This window comes from Janthinobacterium sp. CG3 (assembly GCF_000344615.1).
GTDB lineage: Bacteria > Pseudomonadota > Gammaproteobacteria > Burkholderiales > Burkholderiaceae_D > Janthinobacterium.
In genome coordinates, this window is the sequence record NZ_KB467824.1 from 644,314 (window position 1) to 666,509 (window position 22,196).

Below are 22,196 nucleotides of genomic sequence, written 5' to 3' on the forward strand. Positions count from 1 at the left end.
CCGCGCGAAACGTGTCATTTCCGCAGGGAAATGAAATTGTGTTGTTTTCCGTCCACTTGTTTCTGTACGATGTTTGCGTTGCATCAAAAACATGAAAGATTCTATTTTTATATTGCCATCCGAGTATTTTGTGTTACATTAGCGGCATGAAACAACGTTAACGGAAATAAAACTTGTAGTTGAGTTTAAAACGTTGATACAGAGCATGTTTTTACCTCCCAATTTAAGCACAACAATAGGAAATATCTTAATGAACACATCTTTTTTCGCTAAAGTAGCCGGCTCCGCACTGATCGCCGTATCCATGTTCGCAGCCGCTTCGGCCAGCGCCGCTACCACCGTGCTGAACTTCAACGGCGAAAGCGCCAGCTTCAGCGCGACCTACGGTCCAGGCGTGGCGAGCTTCTCGGACGACTTCCTGTTCAACGTGCCAGCGGCGAGCACCAGCGATCCAGTTGGCACCATCACCCTGAGCGCCACCAAAGTCGGCAAATTCCTGGTTCCTACGATCAACAACACCTCGTTGTCGTTCTTCAAAATCAACGCCGACAACAGCCACACCGCGCTGGACACGACCTACGACGCTAACGGTTTCTACCTGGCGTCGGTCCTGCCAACCGGCATGTACGGCTTCAACTTCGCCGGTAACATCAAAAACGTCGCCAAGGGCGGTTCGTACGGCGGCACGCTGACCATGAACGTGTCGGCAGTACCAGAGCCAGGCACCTACGCCATGCTGGTTGCCGGTCTGGGCCTGTTGGCTTTCACCGCTCGCCGCAAAGCCAGCAAATAAGTCGGCTACCCGCCTTCTTGTTGTGGAAAACCCGCCGCGTGCGGGTTTTTTTACGTCCGCCGCGCGGCGCCGCCGCCGCGCGCCGCCTTTGACGCGCGTCCGCGCGAAGGGGTGGTCGTCCACCGCCTTTGATAGTATCCTGCTGGAATGAAGTCTCCTGGCAACGCGATCGGCTGCCGGTTCCACCGGCGCTGCATGGCAAGACGATAAAGCGATTGACGATGCGGATTTTTGGCAAGTTTGGCAAGGGTTGGATGGTTTCAAAATTGCCGCTGTGGGGCGCCGGCCTGTCGCTGGCGCTGCTGATCGGCGCGGCCCTGTACGCGGCGGCGGCCAAGACGGTCGAAGACGACGCGCGCCAGCGCTTCGACAACGTTGCCCGCAGCACCCAGTACGGCTTGTCGGCGCGGGTCAAGGCCTATTCCGACCTGGTGCGCGGGCTGGTGGCGCTGTTTCGCACCGCCGACTCGCTGAGCCGCGGCCAATTCCACGAATACGTCACCGGCCTGGACCTGCCGCGGCATTTTCCGGCCATCGAGGCGCTGACGTACGCGCAGTCGCTCGACGACGCCCAGCGCGACGCCTTCGAAAAGGAGGTGCGCGCCGACACCAGCCTCCAGCCGGGCGGCTATCCCGACTTCGCCATCAGGCCGGCCGGGCGGCGTTCGTGGTATTCGGTGCTGACCTATATGGAACCGATGGCAACGCTGAAGGAGAAGTTCGGCGTCGATATCGCCGCCACGCCGGCGGTGCGGCGCGTGCTCGAGCATTCGCGCGACTCCGGCCTGGTCAGCTCGTCGGGCCAGCCGATTATCGTCCAGGGGCCGCCGCGCCACATCGCGCTGGGCATGCGCCTGCCGGTGTACCGCCGCGGCATGCCGCTGCTCGACACGGCGACGCGCCGCGCCGCCTACCTGGGCGCGGTCGGTATCGGTTTCAGTATTCCCAAGCTGGTGCAGGGCGCGCTCGACGAGATGGCGCTGCGCCAGGTGCGCCTGTCGCTGTTCGCCGACAACGCCACCGAGCCGGAGCTGCGCCGCCTGGTGCTGGAGAAAACCGACCGCCTGTTGTTCAACGACAACGGCAGCACCGAGGCCGACCCGACCCCGGCCGCCGAGGCCGCCGACTTCTTCGAGACGGTGCTGCCGATCGACTTCAACGGCAGCCTGTGGAAGGCCCAGTTCCGCGTCCGCAAGACCGACCTGTACACCGGCTTCGACCGCCTGTTCCCGTGGCTGGCGCTGTTTACCGGCTTCGCCGGCAGCATGCTGATCTATGGTTACTTTTTCACGCTGTACTCGTCGCGCCGCAACGCCATCGAGCAGCGCGTGCTGCTCGACACGGTGCTCAACAACATCGACGCCCACGTTTACATGAAAGACCAGGACCGCCGCTACATTTACGCCAACGCCAAGATGGCCGAGGTGCTGGGGCGGCCGGTGGCGGACATTATCGGCAAGCTCGACCGCGAGCTGATGCCGGCCGCGCGCGCCGACGCCGCCTGGGAGTTCGACAAGCAGGTGTTCGAGGATTGCGTCAAGCACACCACCGAGGAGCAGTACGTCGACCGCGACGGCGAGGCGCGCCACCTGTGGACGGTCAAGGTGCCGTTGCTGCACGAGGAGCGCATCGACGCCGTCATCGGCCTGTCGACCGACGTCACCGAGCTGCACAACCTGAAGGTGCAGGCCGACGCCGCCAACCAGGCCAAGAGCGACTTCCTGTCCAACATGAGCCACGAGATCCGCACGCCGATGAACAGCATCATCGGCATGGCCCACCTGGCGTTGAAGTCGGTGGCCGACCCGAAGCAGCGCGACTACCTGCAAAAGATCTACCACTCCGGCCAGCACCTGCTGGGGCTGATCAACGACATCCTCGACTTTTCCAAGATCGAGGCCGGCAAGCTGGAACTGGAGGAACTCGACTTCACGCTCGACACGCTGCTGGCGAACATTTCAAGCCAGCTTGGCCAGAGCGCCGCGGCCAAGGGCTTGACCTTGGTGTTCGAGATCTGGCCGGGCCTGGCGCACCAGTTGCGCGGCGACCCGCTGCGGCTCGAACAGGTGCTGTTGAACCTGACCAGCAACGCCATCAAGTTCTCCGGGAACGGCCAGATCTTCATCCGCGCCCGCCCGCTTGAAGACCTCGAGCGGCACACCATGGTGCGCTTCGAGGTGCAGGATCCTGGCATCGGCATGAGCGCCGAGCAGGTCTCGCAGCTGTTCCAATCCTTCCACCAGGGCGACCCGTCGACCACGCGCAAATACGGCGGCACCGGGCTGGGGCTGGTGATCAGCAAGCAACTGGCCGAACTGATGGGCGGCGGCGTCGGCGTCGAAAGCGCGCCCGGCGCCGGCAGCACCTTCTGGTTCGCCGCGCGGCTGGAGAAGGGCACCGAGTTCTTCGCCGTCAGCGAGGAACTGGTGCGCGCCGACGTGCTCGACATCATCAAGGGCGCGGCCATCCTGCTGGTCGAGGACAACATCTTCAGCCAGCAGGTCGGCCAGGAATTGCTGGAGGACGCCGGCGCCACCGTCTGCGTCGCCAACAACGGCAAGGAGGCGATCGACCTGATGCTCAAGGAACGCTTCGACTGCGTGCTGATGGACGTGCAGATGCCGCTGATGGACGGCTTCGAGACCACCCGCATGATCCGCGCCCATCCAAAGCTGAGCGGCGCGCTGGTGGTGGCGATGACGGCCAACGCCGGCAGCGAGGACAAGGCGCGCTGCCTGGCCGCCGGCATGGATGAGTTCATCACCAAACCGATCGCGCCGAAGCTGCTGTTTACCGTGCTGGCGAAATGGATGGCGCAGCGCGGCAGCGGCCGCGCGCGGGCGCCACTGCCGGCGCCGGCGGTCGCGCTGGCCACGCACGCGCCGGCGCCCGAGGACGACGACGAGGACGCGCCGCTGATGGGCGAGGCGGCCCTGCTCGACATCGCCGCGCTGGGGCAAACCTTCGGCAACCGGCCCGACAAGATGCGCAAGTTCGCGCTGATGTTCCTGGACGCGGCGCGCGACGCCCTGGTTGAAATGAACCAGGCGATGGCGCAGGGCGACCTGGTGCGCCTGTCGGAGCTGGGGCACCGCACCAAATCGTCGGCGCGGGCGGTCGGCGCGATGAGCTTTGCCGCGCTGTGCCGCACCATCGAGGCGATCCAGGCCGACGGCGACCCGGTCCAGGCCCGCCGCGTCCTCGACCAGATGCAGCCGCTGCTGGAGCGCCTGAAACTGCAAATCGGCCGGGACCTGATGGCGGAAGACGCCGGTTAACAGCGTTGAGGGGGCGCCGGTACGGGGGCGGACCCGCGGCGCCAAGGCGAGCGGGTCTGGCCCCAGCCTTTCGCCCTTGCTTTTGATGCGATAACATCAACCCGCGGCATGTTCGACCCCGCTTTCCCGCATTTTTTCCGTCGCACAAGCTTGCCACAGGCGATAATATCGGATTGTCCGCGCGCGCTTTTCCCTCTTGCAATAACGACAGCGCCGCCGCGCGTTTCCCCCTTATCGGAGCAGCATGCTTTCACCCGTCACGCCAGGCCTGCTCATCTTGCATGGCAACCAGCTCGAACAACTGCGCGCCGCCGTCTTCCAGTGGCTGCGCAACAACCCGCTGGCGCCGCTCGAGTCGGACATCTTCCTGGTGCAGTCGAACGGCGTGGCCGAATGGCTGAAGATCGCGCTGGCCGAGGAAATGGGCGTGTGCGCCGCCACCCGCATCGCGCTGCCGGCGCGGCTGCTGTGGGAGGGCTACCGCGGCATGCTGGGACGCGAGCGGGTGCCGAGCCGCTCGCCGTTCGACAAGGGGCCGCTGACCTGGCGCCTGATGCGCCTGCTGCCGACGCTGCTGGCCGAGCCGGCCTTCGCGCCGCTGCGCTACTTCCTGGCCGACGGCGAGGCCGAACGGCGATTGCAACTGGCCGAGCGCCTGGCCGACTTGTTCGACCAATACCAGGTGTACCGGGCCGACTGGCTGGAAGACTGGGCGCTCGGGCGCGACCAGCTGCGCAACGCCGCCGGCCAGGCCGCGCCGATGGCCGCCGACCAGCGCTGGCAGGCGCAACTGTGGCGCGCCGTCACGGCCAGCGTGCCGGAGCAGCAGCGCGCCTCCGGCCGCGCCACCATCCACCAGCAATTCCTCGACGCCATCGCCCGCGGCGACGCGCCGGCCGGGCGGCTGCCGCGGCGCATCGTGCTGTTCGGCGTCTCGGCCTTGCCCTACCAAAGTCTGCAGGCGCTGGCGGCGCTGGCGCAGCACACCCAGGTGCTGCTGGCGGTGCCCAACCCCTGCCAATACTACTGGAGCGACATCATCGAGGGCCGCGACCTGCTGCGCAGCGCGCACAAGCGCCAACAGGCGCGCGGCGGCCGCGACCTCGGCGACCTGCCGATGGAAGAGCTGCACGCCTTCAGCCACCCGCTGCTGGCCAGTTGGGGCCGGCAGGGCCGCGACTTCATCCGCCTGCTCGACGAATTCGACGCCCACCGCGCCGCCTGGCTGCCGGAAAGCATGCGCGTCGACCTCTTTAGCGAAGAGGACGGCGACAGCCTGCTGGCCCAGGTGCAGGGCGCCATCCGCGAACTGCGCCCGCTCAGCGAGCACGCGCAGGCGGCGCCGCCGGCGGCGGACCGCTCGGTCGAATTCCACCTGGCCCACAGCGTCCAGCGCGAAGTCGAAGTGCTGCACGACCAGCTGCTGGCGATGCTCGGCGCCGGCAACGGCCTGCGCCCGCGCGAAGTGGTGGTGATGGTGCCCGACATCGACACCTTCACCGCCGCCATCCACGCGGTGTTCGGCCAGCACAAGCGCGGCGACCCGCGCTTCATCCCGTTTGAAATCGGCGACGTCAACGAGCGCAGCGTCAACCCGCTGCTGGTGGCGCTGGAATGGCTGCTGCGCCTGCCGCAGCAGCGCTGCCGCCAGAGCGAGGTGCGCGACTTGCTCGACGTGCCGGCGCTGGCCGCGCGCTTCGGCCTGGACGGCGAAGACCTGGCCACGCTGGGCGCGTGGATCGACGGCGCCGGCGTGCGCTGGGGCTTGGACCAGGCCCACCGCGACGGCCTCGGCCTGGGCGCCGCGCGCGAGCAAAACAGCTGGATCTTCGGCGTGCGGCGCATGCTGCTGGGCTACGCCAGCGGCAACGGCGCCAGCTTCGCCGGCATCGAACCGTACGCCGAAGTGGGCGGGCTGGACGCCGCGCTGGCCGGCTCGCTGGCGCAGCTGGTGGAGGCGCTGCTGCACTGGCGCGCTGCGCTGGCGCAGCCGCGCACCCCGGCCGAGTGGGGCGCGCAGGCGCGCGCGCTGCTGGCGGCCTTCTTCAGGGCTGGCGAGGAGGGCGACCGCCTGACGCTGGCGCTGCTGGAACAGGCGCTGCAAGGCTGGCTGGAAACCTGCGACGGCGCCGAATTCACCGAGTCGGTGCCGCTGGCGGTGCTGCGCGAAGCCTGGCTGGGCCTGCTCGACGAACCGACCCTGAACCACCAGTTCGTCTCCGGCGGCGTGACCTTCTGCACCCTGATGCCGATGCGCGCGGTGCCGTTTCGCGTGGTCTGCCTGCTGGGCATGAACGACGGCGACTTCCCGCGCCGCGCGCCGAAGGCCGACTTCGACCTGCTGGCGCTGCCCGGCATGGCGCGCCCGGGCGACCGCTCGCGCCGCGACGACGACCGCTACCTGATGCTGGAGGCGCTGCTGGCCGCGCGCGACAAGCTATATATTAGTTGGGTCGGCCGCAACGTGCGCGACAACAGCGAACAGCCGCCGTCGGTGCTGGTGTCGCAACTGCGCGACTACCTGGAGGCCGGTTGGGGCTTAAACCCGGCCAGCCTGACCACCGAACACGCGCTGCAACCGTTCAGCCGCAAATACTTCGAGAGCGGCGGCCTGCTGACCTACGCAGGCGAATGGCGCGCCGCCCACGGCGCCGCGGCGGCGCCGGACGACGAGCGCGCCGCCGAACGCCTGCCGCCGTTCGAGCTGGACCCGAACTTCCGCCTGAAGCTCAACGACCTGGCCAACTTCATGCGCCAGCCGGTCAAATACTTCTTCCGGCGCCGCCTCAGCGTGGCCTTCGCCGACGCCGACCTGATCGGCGACGACGAGGAACCGTTCGCGCTGAACGCGCTGGAACGCTATCTGTTGGAAGACACGCTGCTGGACGACGCCGACGCCCCCGAGCCGCAGTCCGAGGTGCGCGCCAGCCTGACGCTGCGCGCCAAACGGCTGGAGCGCGAGGGCGTGCTGCCGATCGGCCTGATCGGCGAACAGTGGCAGCGCCAGCTGGTCGACGCGCTGGTGCCGGTGCGCAGCGCCTGGCTGGCGCTGTGCCAGCGCTTCCCGCGCCCGGCCGACAAGCTGGCGATCGACCTGCGCTACGGCGAGCTGCGCATCGACGACTGGCTCGACCGGCTGCGCCGCCAGGACGAGTCGGCCGGCGGCAAGATCGCCTGGCTGATGCAAATCTCCTCGAAAGTGCTGGACAAGGGCGGCAAGGCGCGCGGCGACAAACTCATCGCCATGTGGTTGCGCCAGCTGGCGGCGGCGGCGCAGGACGTGCCCGTGACCGGCTACCTGCTGGCGCGCGACGCCGTCGTGACGATGGCGCCGCTGGAGCCGGCCGGCGCGCGCGACGCGCTGGCGGCGCTGCTGGCGCTGTGGCGCGAAAACATGAACCACCCGCTGCCGACCGCCTGCAAGACCGCGCTGGCGCTGGCCCAGGACGGCGACCCGCGCGCGGTCTACGACGGCGGCTTCGACATGGCCGGCGAGCGCGCCGACCTGTGCCTGGCGCGACTATGGCCCGACTTCGCCGCGCTGGCGGCCGAGGAGGCCTGGGCCGACTGCTCGCTGGAGCTGTACGGGCCGCTGGCGGCCTGGCTGGACAACCATATCACCATCGCCGCCATCGACGCCGGCGCGGACGGCACGGAAGCCCCATGAGCAGCCAACTGTTACAACCCTTGACCTTCCCGCTGCACGGCACCCGCCTGATCGAGGCCAGCGCCGGCACCGGCAAAACCTGGACCATCGCCGCGCTGTACGTGCGCCTGGTGCTGGGCCACGGCGGCGCGGCCGGCTTCGGCCGCGCGCTGCAACCGGCCGACATCCTGGTGATGACTTTTACCCGCGCCGCCACGCGCGAACTGTCGAACCGCGTGCGCGAGCGCTTGATCGAAGCGGCCGCCTACTTCCGCGACCCCGGCGCCGGCCAGCCCGACGCCTACCTCGACGCGCTGCTGGACGACTACCCCGACCACGCCGAGCGGCAGCGCGCCGCGCACCGCCTGACGCTGGCCGCCGAAACCATGGACGAGGCGGCGATTTTCACCATCGACGCCTGGTGCCAGCGCATGCTGCGCGAACACGCCTTCGACAGCGGCAGCCTGTTCAACGAAGAACTGGTCAGCGACGAAAACGCGCTGTTCGAGGACGCCGCCCACGACTACTGGCGCCAGCACGTCTACCCGCTGAACGCCGGCGCGCTGGAACCGTTGCTGGAAGCTTGGAGCGACGTGGTGGTGCTGAAAAAAACCGTGCGCGAACTGGTCAAGCGCGCCGGCGCCATCGGCGCGGCGGGCGAGCCGACGCTGGGCGGCCTGATCGCCCGCGTGCAAAAAGAACAGCGGGCGCAACTGGCCGGGCTGAAGCACGGCTGGGCCGAGCGCGCCGACCGCATGGAGCAATGGATAGGCCGGCAGCGCGACGCCGCGCCGAAGTGCTTCAACGGCAACAAGATGAAACCCGAATCGCTGGCCAAATGGTTCGCCGGCCTGCGCGCCTGGGCGCTCGACGCCGCCGCCGTGCAGCCGGCCGGCGTCAACGACACCGCCTGGCGCCGCCTGACGCCGGACGGCATCGCCGACGCCTTCTCGAAAGGCCACAGCGCCGAGGTGCCGGACGACTTCGACGCCACCGCGGCGCTGGCCGAGGCGCTGGCGCGGATCGCGCCGCTGTCGCACGAACTGTACCGCCACGCCGCCGCCACCATCGCCGCGCGCATGGACGAACTGAAGCGGCGCGCCCGCCAGTTCGGCTTCGCCGACCTGCTGGAACGCCTGAAGGCGGCGCTGGAGGGCGAGAACGGCGCCGCGCTGCGCCAGCGCATCACCGACCAGTACCCGCTGGCGATGGTCGACGAATTCCAGGACACCGCGCCCGGCCAATACCAGATCTTCAACCTGCTGTACCGGGTCGCCGACAACGACCCGGCGCGCGGCCTGTTCCTGATCGGCGACCCGAAACAATCGATCTACGGCTTCCGCGGCGCCGACATCCACAGCTACCTGTCGGCGCGCGCCGCCACCGAGGGGCGCCACTACCAGCTGGGCACCAACTACCGCTCGACGGGCGCGCTGGTGGACGCCGTCAACCAGCTGTTCCTGCACGCCGAGGGCCACGGCGAAGGTGAGTCACGGCGCGACGGTTTCCCGTCCGGCGCCTTCCGCTTCCGCAAGGGCGGCGCCAACCCGCTGCCGTTCGACGCCGTCGGCGCCATGGGCCGCGCCGAACAACTGGTGCGCGGCGACGGCCCGGAAGCGCCATTGACGGTGGCCCTGAGCCACGCCGACGGCTTGAAGGGCGACGCCTACCGCGAATTCTTCGCGCACCACTGCGCCGAGCACATCGTCGGCCTGCTCAACGACCCCTGCGCCGGTTTCGAAGGCAAAACCGGCTTTAGGCGTTTGCAACCGGCCGACATCGCCATCCTGGTGCGCGACCGCAAGGAGGCGGCGGCGATTCGCAAGGCGCTGCAAAAACGCCAAGTGGCCAGCGTCTACCTGTCCGACAAGGACTCCGTCATTAACAGCGACGAGGCGGCCGACGTGCTGCGCTGGCTGCGCGCGCTGGCCAACCCGCTCGACGGCGCGCTGGCGCGGGCCGCCTTCGCCACCGGCACGGTCGGCATGACGCTGAGCGAACTGGCGCAACTGTCGAACGACGAAATCGAATCGGAAAAACGCGCCGAACAACTCAAGGGCCTGCACCTGGTGTGGCAGCGCCAGGGCGTGCTGGCGATGCTGCGGCGCTTCATCCACGAACTGAAACTGCCGGCGGCGATGCTGCGCCAGGCCGGCGGCGAACGGCGCCTGACCAACCTGCTGCACCTGGCCGAACTGCTGCAAACGGCCAGCCGCCAGCTCGACGGCGAACAGGCGCTGATCCGTTGGCTGGCCGAGCAAATCGCCGGCGAGGGCGGCGGCGGCGACGAACGTGTGCTGCGCCTGGAAAGCGACGCCGAACTGGTCAAGGTCGTCACCGTCCACAAGTCGAAGGGCCTGGAATACCCGCTGGTCTACCTGCCGTTCGCCGTCACCGCGCGCAAGGTCGACAAGCGCAACCGCAGCTTCTTCGAATACACCGACGGCGACGGCGTGCGCCACCTCGACATGACGCTGTCGGAGCCGGCGCAGGAAGCGGTGGAGGCGGCGCGCATCGAAGAAGACCTGCGCCTGCTGTACGTGGCGTTGACGCGCGCCTGCCATTTCCTGTGGCTGGGCGTGGCGGCGCTGGCCGGGCGCAAGGCCGGCGAGAATACGCTGCACGACTCGGCGCTGGGCTACCTGCTGACCGGCGGCGAGAAGCTGCCGGCGGAAGACCTGCTGGCGCGCTGGCAGCGGCTGCGCGGCGACTGCGCCGGCATCGCCATCGCCGAACTGGTCCAGCCGGGCCGCGCCACCATGCTCGACCGCGTCGAACTGCTGCCCGAGCTGAGCGACGCCGCCGTGTTCGACGGCAGCTTCGAGCGCGACTGGACCGTCGGCAGCTTCACCTCGCTGACGCGGCAAGTGGGGCCGCTGGTCGCCAGCGTCCACGTGCCGCAGCGGGCCAAGGAGGAAACCCTGCTCGAAGACGAGGACGACGCGCAGGCGTCGGCGCGCGGCGACGACGCGCCGTGGCACCGCTTCCCGCGCGGCTCCGTGCCCGGCAACTTCCTGCACGAGCAACTCGAATGGATCGGCAGCGAAGGCTTCGGCATCGTCGACGACGCCGGCTTCGCCGCCCGCCTGGGCGCGCGCTGCGAACGGGCCGGCTGGGGCCACCGCCAGGAAGACGCGGTGGCCTGGCTGCGCACCGTGGCGACGACGCCGCTGCCGATGCTGGGCGCGCCGCTGGTCGCCATCGAAGCGCTGCTGCCCGAGATGGAATTCTGGTTCCCCAGCGAGCGCCTGGGCACCGACGGGTTGGACCGCCTGTGCTCGCGCCACCTGCTGGGCGACGCGCCGCGCCCGGCGCTGCCGAAACGCCAGCTGCACGGCATGTTGAAAGGCTTCGCCGACCTGGTCTTCGAACACCAGGGGCGCTATTGGGTACTCGACTACAAATCCAACGCGCTCGGCGCCGGCGACGCCGCCTACCACAAGCAGGCGCTGGCGGCCGGCATGGCGGCGCACCGCTACGACATCCAGGGCGCCATCTACATGCTGGCGCTGCACCGCCTGCTGCGCAGCCGCCTGGGCGAACACTACGACCCGGCGCGGCAACTGGGCGGCGCCATTTTCCTGTTCTTGCGCGGCATCGCCAACCCGCACACGCACGGCTGCTACTGGCTGGAGCCGCAGATGGCGCTGCTCGACGGCCTCGACACGCTACTCGACGCAACGCCAGATGGAACACCACCATGAAGACTGACCCGCGCAGCGCCGCCACCACCACCGCCGCGCTGCTGGCGCACGTCGACGCCCTGACCGAGGACGGCCAGCTGCGGCGCCTGAGCGGCGCCTTCGCCCGCTTCATCGGCTCGGTTGGCGCCGGTTCCGCGCAACTGACGCTGGCCTGCGTGCTGCTGTCCGAACTGGAAGGGCGCGGCCACAGCTGCCTGATGCTCGACGAACTGGTCAACGACCCCGGTCTGCTGATGGGCTGGACCGATGAACAATGGCGCGCGCTGGTGGCCGCCTCCGGCGCGCTGCCGAAAAGCGTGGCGGCGTGGCGCGCGCTGCTGGCGCAGGCGGACCAGGTGTGGCAAATCGGCGACCTCGACTTCGACCAGCCGCTGGCGCTGGACGGCGACCGCCTGTATCTGCGGCGCTACTGGCGCGACGAAAAACTGGTGGCCGACGCCATCGGCGCGCGCGCCCGCGACAGCGCGCGCACGCCGGACCTGCCCGCGGTGCGGCGCTGGCTCGACATCCTGTTCGACCAGCCGACCCCGGACGGCGGCCCGGACTGGCAAAAAATCGCCTGCGCGGTGGCGCTGCGCGGCAGCGTCGCCATCATCACCGGCGGCCCCGGCACCGGTAAAACCTACACCGTCGCCAGCCTGCTGACGCTGCTGTTCGCCGTCTCCGAGCACCCCGAGCGGCTGCGGATCGCCCTGGCGGCGCCGACCGGAAAAGCGGCGGCGCGGCTGAAACAATCGATCGACAAAGCCCTCGACAGCCTGGCCGCCAAAGTGGGCGGCGAGCTGCCGGAACTGAAGGAACTGGCGCAGCGCATGGGCGCGGCGCGCACCCTGCACAGCCTGCTGGGCGCGCGCCCCGACACGCGCGCCTTCCAGCACCACGCCGGCAACCCGCTCGACGTCGACGTGCTGATCGTCGACGAAGCCTCGATGGTCCACCTGGAGATGATGGCGTCGCTGCTGGACGCGTTGCCGCCGGGCGCCATCCTGGTCCTGCTGGGCGACAAAGACCAACTGGCGTCGGTCGAGGCGGGCGCCGTGCTGGGCGACCTGTGCCACGACGCCCAGGCCGGCGGCTACACGGCCGCCACGCTGGCGTACGCGCAGGCGGCCACGGGGGAGCGCATCGGCGCCGCATTCCAGGGCGGCGCCGGCGCGCTGGCGCAGCAAACCGTGATGCTGCGCCACAGCCACCGCTTCAGCGGCCCGATCGGCGCGCTGGCGCTGGCCGTCAACGCCGGCATGAGCAAGGAGGCGCTGGCCTGCCTGGGCGGCGACCGCGGCGGCAAAGTCGCCTGGATCGAACCGGCGCAGCAGAGCGACGTGCTGCAACTGGCGTTGGCCGGGCGCGCCGGCGCCGGCGGCGGCTATCAGCCCTATTTGACCATGGTGCGCGACGGCGCCGACGGCCGCGAACACGAAGCCTGGGTGCGTGACGTGTTGCACAGCTTCGAAGCCTTCCGCATCCTGTGCGCGGTGCGCGACGGCGAGTGGGGCGTGAGCGGGCTGAACGCCGCCATCGAACAACGCCTCGAGCGGGCGGGCTTGATCAAACGCAGCGAGTGGTATGTCGGCCGGCCGGTCATGGTGACGCGCAACGACTACGGCACCGGCGTCTTCAACGGCGACATCGGCCTGACGCTGCGCGACCCGGCGCGGCCAACCTCGCTGCGCGTGTATTTTCTGGAAGGCGAAACGGTGCGCAGCGTACTGGCGACGCGCCTGCGCCACGTCGACACCGCGTTCGCCATGACGGTGCACAAATCGCAGGGTTCGGAGTTCCGCCACACCGTGCTGGTGCTGCCGAAGGAGGGCGGGGCGATGCTGGCGCGCGAGCTGATCTACACCGGCATCACGCGGGCGCGCGATTACTTCACGCTGGTGTCGCCGACGCAGACGGTGCTGCTGGACGCGATTATGCGGCGCACGCAGCGGGCCAGCGGGTTGCGGGGCTTGATTGGGGCGTAGGCTGACGCCAGCTTTGACATGTCAAATAGGTCATGCCTCGCGATGGCATGAATCCGCCGAATAGCGCATCGGCGTGCGCTATACTTCTACCCGCTTCATATGGTATGGCATGCGCACACACAGCGATGGCAAAATAAGTTAACAATTTGGAAAGTTAGTAATAAATCATGGCAATAGGACTTAACAAGGCCGAGCTCGTCGGAATCGACTCTGTTCGTGCGACACGCCCAGAACATTTTTCTCCTGCACTGCCGTCGTCGTCCGAAGGCTTTACTATCTCATATCGTGGAAAGTTGCCTGAGTCGGAAATTTTAATTCCTGTGAGTAGCAAATATCTGCAGATTTCAAAATCTAATGACTTGGAGTGTAGCGTGCCGCATTCCAATGGATTTATTTGGGGCGACAATTGGTACGGCCTTCATTCGCTGATTGAATCTGCCGAAAAGGCCCAGCTCATCTATCTAGATCCACCTTATGCGACTGGAATGGATTTTGCCTCCCGAAAGCAAGAGCATGCGTATAATGATTCACTTGGCCAGTCTGCCTATATTGAGTTTATGCGTCGACGGTTAATTTTGATGCGTGAATTGTTGGAGCAAGATGGTTCTATTTACGTCCATATTGGGCATCAAATGGTTGCGGAATTAAAACTAATACTTGACGAAATATTTGGTCCACAAAATTTTAAAAATATTATAGTGCGGCGAAAATGCAGTAGCAAAAACTCTACGCGACATCAATACGCAAATTTAAATGATTATATTTTATTTTACACAAAATCAAAAAATTACATTTGGAATCAACCTAAAAAGAAGGCAACAGCTGACTGGATCGCTAAAGAATACACAAAAAACGACGAGCGAGGGCAGTATAAGCTAGTTCCATTACATGCTCCGGGCATACGTAATGGGGCGACAGGTGAGAACTGGCGAGGCGTGCCGCCACCAAAAGGAAAGCATTGGCAATTTGCACCATCAACTCTTGATGAGCTCGATGCTGCTGGAAATATTCATTGGTCAAAAACAGGTAATCCAAGAAAAAAAATATATCTTGAAGAGAATAAGGGCTTGGCGCTGACTGATTACTGGGACGATTATCGCGATGCACACCATCAAAGTATTCTTATTACTGGTTATCCAACTGAAAAGAATTTTGACATGATGAAGACTATCATTGGTGCCAGCAGTATTGAAGGAGGATTGGTGATCGATCCATTTTGCGGTTCTGGCTCAACCATACACGCTGCTGAGACACTTAAACGTCGGTGGATCGGTATTGACGAGTCATTCCTGTCAGCGAAGACAGTCATATCGCGGCTGCAAGACGGAAGGCAACCGATGGGGGATTTTGTAGATCGCATGAACGAAGTCAATTTATTCGGGAAACTTGAAACGCCACAGTCAGTTCGTCGTGAGACTAGTGCTTTAGAGTTTCAGGTCTACGTTGACACGCACATTGCGATATCTCTTGGTGCAGAAGTCAGCGAGCTACGACAACTCCTCCGGTAGTATCCATAAGCCAGCCTGAGGTGACGCGCTCATCAGCAGTTTTGAGCGTCGTCACCCTAACATTATCATTCCAGCTGACGTCCAATAGACATGCTTCTGCCCAGGTGTCTCGGTGCGCCATACCAGGGCCGTCAGAGAGGAAGATAACTTTAAAATTATTGCCGCTAATCCGGCAAAATTCTCGGGCTTTGCTTACCTTATCTGAATTTCCCCCAGTTCTATCATCTGACTGGGCTCCACCCCGTGTTGAATCATAGCGCGCAAAGCCGATTGCACGAACGATGTTGTCCTGTTGGGAGCGGATTACAAAATCGCAAGGGAAATTTCCTATATAATTGGAGTAAATAGTAGATAGTTCCACGTCGCGACCGGCGCCACGTGGTCCTTCGATGAAAAACTCATTATTAAAACGAGTCTCAAACCAATCGAAAAATTGCCCGGTAAGAAGGTAGCCGAGCTGGCCGCGTGTGTCATACTCGCCAATTAGCGCTGCCAGTGCTGCATCCTCGTGTGGTGACATGCTAGAAAATTGTTGTTTAAGTAATTCGATTGGTTTAAACGTATTGCCAATGCCTGCGACTAATCTCTCAGTTGGGACACTTATTTTTTTCGCCATTTCCGTGTCAAGGACAGGTGAAACGGCTCGCCGGAATATTTTTAAAAATGCCATTCGTTGATCGGCATTAAAAGTTTTTGTCCGAATCTTTGCGAGGAGATCCGCACTATTCATAGCTGCTGCCACCAAGCTCTTAAACGTTGCAATTTCAACTGAATATTTTGCGCTGGAAGCCATGAGAACTTCTGGAAAACGTACCGCATTGTCAATTGCGGTAATAATTGTGCTGGGGTTGTCGTATGCAGAGAGAGGAGTAACGGGCATTTTTTTCTCTAAATTATTTCCGAATGACCAGAATAGCATAAGAGAAATATTTTATGCCACTATTTTTTCACTGGAGAGCTTTTGAACTGATCACCCGGGAGTAAATTAACGTTGAAGACTCGCCGCAGCCCACGTCGGGCGCACGACCAATCTACCGAACTTAAGGATTTAGCGCGCCGTCAGCATGGTTTCAGGGTCATGTGTTTATGGAGTTTTGGTCTTGATTTTCGTGGCTTCGAGAGTCCTTCTTTATGCCTGTAGGTGTTCCGGGCCACGAGTTTGAGCAGCGTCAGCAGTAGTTTGGCCGCGCCGCGCCGCGCCGCCCCAACAGCAATGCCGGCAAGAGGGGCTTAAGCGCAGTGTGGACGTAAGCGCGGTTGATACGGGTGCTCGCTGGCAGGTTTGCGTCGGCGCGGGCGGTCAAGGTAGTCAATGCCTGGAGGTTGTCGCACAGCACCTTGGCGGCGACATCCTGCATGACGGCCAGGTGCGACAGGCCGGAAACGTGTTCGAGGTTGAGGCGGTGTTTCAATCTTTTAAACGCCTCTTCAATTCTCCAGCGCTGATGGTATAGGTCGCCGAACCAGTGCGCCGGGAACGCGGCGCTGTCGAGCAGGTTGGTCATCAGGACGCGGATTTTTCCGTTCGGCGCGACGTGGCGGACCAGGCGCACGGTTTGGCCCACGGCGGCGCATTCGTAGTCGGTCGCGTCGGCACGGTCGGGCGCGCGCAGGGTGACGATCTGGTCGGTCGCGCCGGAGCGCAGGAACTGGCGCACGCAGGCGAAGCCGGATTTTTCGGCGTGTTCGTTGCTGTCGGGCGACTTGGTGTGTTCGACGCGCATGCAGAAGGCGATGCCGCGCTCGCCAAGCACGACGGGCAGCCAGCGGCAGGGGTAGCCGCGGTCGAGCAGCAGCAAATCGGTGGGGGAAAGGCGCCCGAGCTGCTCGTACAGCATTTGCCGCTCGTTCTCGTGGGTGCTGTGCAGCGCGGCGGCCAGCATCATTTCCGCGCCGGGCAGGAACAGGCCGAACGCGATCTGGTCGACGGCGGCGGCGCGCGGGACGTGGCTGGCGCGCAGGCCGAAGCGCAGCACGCTGGCGTCGACGGCGACCAGCCGCAGGCCGTGCCAGCGGGGGATGTAGCCGTCGCGCTCGGCCCGCTCAATGAGCCAGTCGTTGAGCGAGGTCAGGGCCGTGCCGGAGAGTTTGGCGCGCGCCTTCGAGAACGCTTGCGCGGTGACCTCGCGCAGCAGCTGGGCCTGTTGATGCAGGTGGCCGAAGAACTCGTCGAGCTCGGCCTGGGTGCTCTTGCGCATCCCGGTCAGCATCGCCGCTATCAAGCAATGCAACGGCAGCTTGCGGTTGCGGCAGAACGCCCTGGGATGGTCGGCATGGCGGGCATGGTCGCGAAACTGCGGCGATTGCAGATGCTGGGCGAACGCCGCAAATAGCGTGGACAAGATGGTCGATGACATGGCGGCTGGTGAAGGTCAAAAAGCCTTCATTGGTCGCCGCCCTGCTGCCGTGAAAACGCCCCCGTCAGCAGGGCGGCGACCGCGCGCAGCCGCAGTCTTGTCAAGAACTATGTGAAATATTTTCGCCGAGTGGAGGCGATATCCTTAAGTTCGGTGGATTGGGCGCACGACCAGCGAGCCGGGGTCAGTGCCGAGTGTGTTACGAACGCTGGGGCAAGCCTGCGATGCCATATCAGCGATGGACGTCGGCCTCCCGAAATCGGCTTGCAGAAACAGGTTTCAAACCGCCCAGGACGGCTGTAGGTATTGGGGTCAGTTCCGATATTTGGACACGGACTCGGCTGCAACTTGTTGATCGCTGCTGCCAGTGTCGGGGTTAGTGCCGACATTCGGACATTTTTATAGCAGAATGTCCAAATGTCGGCTCTGAGCGTGGCTTTCCTGGCCCCGGTCGTCGCTGGCCAGCCATTCCCGCTCTACGCGAAGGATCGAGGTCATCATCGCGGGTGCGCGTACCGACCAGCGCCGCAGCCCGGTGTGCCGTAGATGTGGCAGCCGCGTCTTCCGGAGCCTGGGGAACCATGGAAAAGTCGCGTGAATTCTTGGGTTGGACTTCGAGCATGGTTCCCTCCATCACGCGATGCGGTTGGTCGAGAGGTCCCAGCCTCCTGCCGTGTTGCCGCCGGCGCCACCGCCAATCTTCTGCTGGGTGTATTTCCACAGCACCTTCGAAAATTTTAGCCCGATGGAGTCGTGCAGGACGCTACCTTCGTGCACGAGCTGTTCCATGCTGCCGATCAGGACATTTTCCAGCTCGACCTCGTAATATTTCACGGGTTTGCCATCGGCATCTGCGCGCATGAATTCGAGCTTCGCCTTTGGGATCGTCCGGCCTGCGGAGCAAGTTTGCATCAGGACCGGCGAGGACATGTCCGCGAGCTTGGTGATCGATAGACTACTGTGCTCGCAGCGTTCGGCTGTATGTCCGCCTGCGGTGGATGCGGTGGCGCTTTTGGGCTGTTTTACGCCCCAATGGGCCGAGGTGACTTCGATCCAGGACTGGTGCGCGGAATCGGCCGATTCGCCCTTGATGCCGTCGATTTGCAGATATACGTCGAGTGCCATGATATCTCCGAGATTGGTTGGGGGAGTGCTAAGCGCATTGTTGCTCAGTCTTTTCAAGGAGGAACTCGGCCGTATCAAGCCAAGTGCAATAATTGAACGCCTCTTGTACTTGCTCAAACGCGGCGAAATGATGTCGGGCAGGGCATCAGATGCACTTGGTCTGTGAGAACGCCGTGCAATCCAACGCGATATCTGAGGATAGTCACCTCTGCAATGAACTGATATTTGACGAGGAAGGATAGAATTTACTCGATCGCTCCACCTGTTACTTGATTGGCTTCAACATCAACCGCCGGTCTGCCGAGATACACTACCTTATTATTGGCATGGTTATCTGCGCGCTGCCGCCGCTAAGCTAAGCTAAGCTAGGCTACTGCTTGTCTCGATTGGCGCGTCGCTGCGTTTTATCGATTGACTATTACAGGGGAGCCATGAAATGTCTGATTTCTACAAGTACTTCAAGGAAAATATGGATGGCTTGGGCTTGCCGGCGCCTGAGACTCTTTTTGGCAACGCGCAGTTAGCACTCGGAAATTTGATTATATTTCTGAGCCAAATTGATAAGTTCGGAAAGACCGTTACTATTGGGGAACTAATAGGCGCGGGCACCAAACTGGAACAACTTGGTGTGATCGCGGCGCTCTCCGCTTCCTTCTATGCCGGTGCCGTCATTGGAAGCATTGCCATCGCAACAGGCCGTTCCTTGGCGGGAGGTACTTCAATTTCAGACGTGCTTCTGGTTGCCACCAAGTACGGCGTTAGTCGTCCATGGTTACCTTTTACTCTCCGCCGGTGGCCGGGTATCTACAACAACGCGATAGCTGGACGAACGCTGTATCGCTATCAGGCTGCTACAGCATGAGGGATTCCGGTCTTCTGATGCTTGCCGCAGCACTGTGTTCGGTGATTGCTTGGGCCTTTTGGCATTTTCTTGGTAACGATGCGTTCGGCGTTTTTATGATAGTCGCGCTCGTTATTGTCGCCGCTGACAACGTTCGGCTGCGCCGCAAGCTGCGCGAGCAGCGCGACAAGTAGCTTCTTAGCAATGACCTGTGTCGGTCATTGCCACTGACGCCGGCTTCGCTGACGCCGACTTCGTTTGAATCCCGTTGAGAACGCCAAAATATTAGTGTCGAAAAACGCTATGATCATTCCCCGGTGTCAGAATACCTGGAGTGTTCTTGGTTCAAGCCGGCATCATCTAGCCTTACAGTTCCACGCGGTTGCGGCCGGAATGCTTGGCCTTGTACAGCGCCGTGTCGGCCGACGAGAGCATGGTTTCGATGGGTGTACCGCTGCCCGGCAAACAGCACACGCCGATGCTGACGGTGGAATTGAGCGACTGGCTGCCGCCCACCGCCACCGCGTGCCGCGCGAACGCGTCGCAGATGCGCTGCGCGATGAGGCGCGCGTCCTCCGCGCCGCAGCCGGGTAGCAGCACGGCGAATTCCTCGCCGCCCAGCCGTCCCAGCAGGTCGCCGCTGCGCAGGCCCGCTTCGGCAACGCGTGCGAAGTTGGTCAACACCACGTCGCCGGCGGCGTGGCCGTAGCTGTCGTTGACCTTCTTGAAGAAATCGATATCCATCATCATCACCGCCACCGGCCGGCGATGCAGTTGCGGCGTGGCGAGGAGCGCTTCGGCGCATGTCAAGAAGCCGCCCCGGTTCAGCACCTGCGTCAGCGCGTCGTGCGACGCGGCGTATTTCAGGCGCGCCAGCAGTTCGTCGCGCGCCACCATCACGCTGGCCACCGTCAGCGGCGCCAGCGCCGTCAATGTCACGCCGACGCGCAAGGACATGATGGCTTGCTGGCTGTCGAAATTGGCGCCGATCACCAACGTGCCGCTGGAGATGGCCAGTAGCGTCCACAGGGAAAAGAACAGCGTGATGCCGGCCGTCGCGAACAGGCTGTACGTCAGCGCGCACCACAGCATGGCGGGGATGGGGTAGGGGATCACGCCCGGCCCGCCCAGCTGCGTACCCAGCCACAGGCTGGCGGCGAAGGCGGCCAGCGGCGCCAGTTGCTCCACGCGCCAGCTGGACCAGTCGGCGCGGCGCTTGTGCTCCGTCAACCAGCGCCGCACGTCGGGCATGGTCAGCATCACCGGGAGTATCGCGATGTAGTTCACCAGCTCGGTCGAAAACCAGAATGCGAAGCCGTGGGAGGGGCTGCCGCCGAACAGCACCGGATGGATGAAGATGCCCACCGCGCCGGCCGCGGCCGCGCCGCTGACCACCACCAGCACGAAACGCAGCATGGAGCGCGGGTGGCGCAGGCTCTGGTACTCCGGGTTCATGCGCGACAGCAGGAAATAGCAGACCGATACACCCATCAGGTTGGTGGCGGTGAGCATGGCGCTCTTGGGCCAGCCGTGTTGCATGTAGAGGTCGGCCAGCATGTAGGCGCCGGCGGCCACCAGCCAGTGCAGCGGTGTTGGCGGATGGCGGGGGCGCAGCATCAGGCCGACCAGCACCGCGTTGGCGGGCCAGAAAGCGGCAAGCACGCCCGGCGGCGCGGTGTAGATGCCGAAAATGGAGCAGGCGAAGACGATTACGCCGATAAACAGCACGTCTTGCAGGTCGAAGCCGTCGACTGGCCGCGCGTCGTCGGCGGCCTGGTTGATGCCCATGAAGGCCCTCCACCTAAATCAATCAGTCCATTGTGCGCAAGTCGGTAGCTCAAGTCAATCGGCGTGGCAAGGATGTGGCGGCGCGGCGCCTCAGTCGTCGTACCCGCCCTTGCCATGATTGAACTCACCAGCCACTGCCAGGTCGACCGCAGCGTGCCCGCCCAGCTTCCGCTTGGCGTTAAACGTGTATTATCCGTATTTTAACAAGGACATAACAATACAATGAAGGCAACAATAATGACCGTCAGCCTCTGCTTGGGCGTCGTCTTCGCTCTTAGTGGGTGCAGGTATTTTTCACCATTCGTGTATGTCGGGGGCGACTCATGCACTATCGATCCCAGAAACACGCCCGTAAAACTTTGTGAGGTGGTCGAAACGGAGCGGCAAAAACGAGGATGGGGATATACGGATGCCGAAGCGAAGTTGATGCGGAAACAGGCTCTGGCGGAATGTAAAGGTATTGACTGGAAAATTCGTGATGGCTTCCACCCCGAAAAGGGCTTGTATTGCGATTGACGGCGTGATCTAACCGGGGCCGCGTCCCGCATGCGACCCCGATCGGTGCAAGCCCGGCGCGTGTCAGCTTGGACTGCCTAGGCGCGCGATGATGGCGGCCTGCGCCGGGAATTGCGCCTGCAGCGCGCTGATCTGCGCCGCGCTCGGACGCGACGAGTCGCGCTTGTCCCAGGCCGGGGCCAGGCTGCAACTGACCAGCGCGTACCCGGGGCCCAGCAGTTCGGCGCCAAACCACTGCTGGCCGCGCGCGACGCCGTGAAACGACTGGCCCTGCTCGAGATCGGCGCCGATATCGCAACTGGTGTAGAGCCCGGTGTCGGCAAACGCGTGCAGCCGGATGGCGCTACCCTGGTGGAAGAACCACTGCTCGTCCTGGTTGAGGCCGTGCAGTTGGAGCACCGTGCTGGCTTTGAGCAGGAAGTAGTTGCTCGAGTAAATCGGGCGGTCGCCGTCGAAGCGCTCGGGCAGGGTCGCGCGCAGTAGCGTGGCCGCGCCGCCCGGTCCCGGCGCCACGTAGCCGCCGATGCCGGTCGGCTGCAGTCGCAGTCGCGCGATCAGCCGGTCGGCCGGGTCGCCGGTGGCGGCAAAGGACTCGGCGCCGCCGATGTTGTTGGCGTTGCTGGCGCCGCCGTCGGCGGCGCAAAAGGTGTTGGGCGTGTGCATCCGGGCGTCC

The 22,196-nt window shown here is 64.0% G+C and carries 14 protein-coding genes; 9 read left to right on the forward strand and 5 right to left on the reverse strand.

Annotation, left to right across the window (positions count from 1 at the left end; translation table 11 throughout):
- Positions 1–250 precede the first annotated feature (250 nt).
- The 6 genes from JANGC3_RS33130 to JANGC3_RS31140 all read left to right on the forward strand — a co-directional run bounded on the left by JANGC3_RS33130 (position 251) and on the right by JANGC3_RS31140 (position 14,896).
- Positions 251–793, forward strand: a complete 543-nt coding sequence (locus JANGC3_RS33130; RefSeq protein WP_198291979.1) for an FxDxF family PEP-CTERM protein — start codon at positions 251–253, stop codon at positions 791–793.
- A 254-nt stretch (positions 794–1,047) separates the two neighbouring features.
- A complete protein-coding gene (locus JANGC3_RS0103010; RefSeq protein ID WP_157406428.1) occupies positions 1,048–4,071 on the forward strand; it encodes a CHASE domain-containing protein in 3,024 nt (1,007 codons plus the stop codon).
- Positions 4,072–4,315: 244 nt separating this feature from the next.
- Complete coding sequence (recC, locus tag JANGC3_RS0103015; protein ID WP_026132470.1) at positions 4,316–7,738, forward strand: exodeoxyribonuclease V subunit gamma; 3,423 nt, start codon at positions 4,316–4,318, stop codon at positions 7,736–7,738.
- Positions 7,735–11,421, forward strand: coding sequence for an exodeoxyribonuclease V subunit beta (gene recB, locus JANGC3_RS0103020; RefSeq protein WP_017875008.1), 3,687 nt, complete (start codon positions 7,735–7,737; stop codon positions 11,419–11,421). Before recC ends, recB begins: the two co-directional genes overlap by 4 nt.
- Positions 11,418–13,388, forward strand: a complete 1,971-nt coding sequence (recD, locus tag JANGC3_RS0103025; RefSeq protein ID WP_017875009.1) for an exodeoxyribonuclease V subunit alpha — start codon at positions 11,418–11,420, stop codon at positions 13,386–13,388. The genes recB and recD overlap by 4 nt, the downstream gene beginning before the upstream one ends.
- Before the next feature lie 167 nt (positions 13,389–13,555).
- Positions 13,556–14,896, forward strand: a complete 1,341-nt coding sequence (locus JANGC3_RS31140) for a site-specific DNA-methyltransferase (RefSeq protein WP_035787525.1) — start codon at positions 13,556–13,558, stop codon at positions 14,894–14,896.
- On the opposite strand, the gene JANGC3_RS31145 is transcribed toward JANGC3_RS31140, so the two are convergent.
- The 3 genes from JANGC3_RS31145 to JANGC3_RS0103040 form a co-directional block, all read right to left on the reverse strand.
- Positions 14,868–15,815 carry a hypothetical protein gene (locus JANGC3_RS31145; RefSeq protein ID WP_198291980.1) on the reverse strand — a complete coding sequence of 316 codons (948 nt, stop codon included), beginning with the start codon at positions 15,813–15,815 and terminating at the stop codon, positions 14,868–14,870. The two genes, JANGC3_RS31140 and JANGC3_RS31145, sit on opposite strands and share 29 nt — an antisense overlap.
- A gap of 250 nt (positions 15,816–16,065) precedes the next feature.
- Entirely contained in the window at positions 16,066–17,253 is a 1,188-nt protein-coding gene (locus JANGC3_RS28200; RefSeq protein ID WP_017875011.1) for an IS4 family transposase, read from the reverse strand.
- 633 nt (positions 17,254–17,886) lie between these two features.
- The gene (locus JANGC3_RS0103040) at positions 17,887–18,378 is read right to left on the reverse strand and encodes an Hcp family type VI secretion system effector (protein ID WP_017875012.1); all 492 of its coding nucleotides are present in this window, start codon (positions 18,376–18,378) and stop codon (positions 17,887–17,889) included.
- A 436-nt stretch (positions 18,379–18,814) separates the two neighbouring features.
- Here JANGC3_RS0103040 and JANGC3_RS28205 point away from each other — a divergent pair, with 436 nt between their 5' ends.
- Complete coding sequence (locus tag JANGC3_RS28205; RefSeq protein ID WP_017875013.1) at positions 18,815–19,240, forward strand: hypothetical protein; 426 nt, start codon at positions 18,815–18,817, stop codon at positions 19,238–19,240.
- Entirely contained in the window at positions 19,237–19,413 is a 177-nt protein-coding gene (locus JANGC3_RS32070; RefSeq protein ID WP_017875014.1) for a hypothetical protein, read from the forward strand. Before JANGC3_RS28205 ends, JANGC3_RS32070 begins: the two co-directional genes overlap by 4 nt.
- 172 nt (positions 19,414–19,585) lie before the next feature.
- On the opposite strand, the gene JANGC3_RS28210 is transcribed toward JANGC3_RS32070, so the two are convergent.
- Positions 19,586–21,007 (reverse strand): GGDEF domain-containing protein, encoded by a 1,422-nt coding sequence (locus tag JANGC3_RS28210; protein ID WP_017875015.1) that lies wholly within the window; start codon positions 21,005–21,007, stop codon positions 19,586–19,588.
- A gap of 237 nt (positions 21,008–21,244) precedes the next feature.
- On the opposite strand from JANGC3_RS28210, the gene JANGC3_RS32265 reads away from it, so the two are divergent.
- Positions 21,245–21,523 (forward strand): hypothetical protein, encoded by a 279-nt coding sequence (locus JANGC3_RS32265; protein ID WP_157406429.1) that lies wholly within the window; start codon positions 21,245–21,247, stop codon positions 21,521–21,523.
- A 63-nt stretch (positions 21,524–21,586) separates the two neighbouring features.
- On the opposite strand, the gene JANGC3_RS28215 is transcribed toward JANGC3_RS32265, so the two are convergent.
- Positions 21,587–22,186, reverse strand: a complete 600-nt coding sequence (locus tag JANGC3_RS28215) for a cupin domain-containing protein (RefSeq protein ID WP_051068204.1) — start codon at positions 22,184–22,186, stop codon at positions 21,587–21,589.
- Positions 22,187–22,196: the final 10 nt, after the last annotated feature.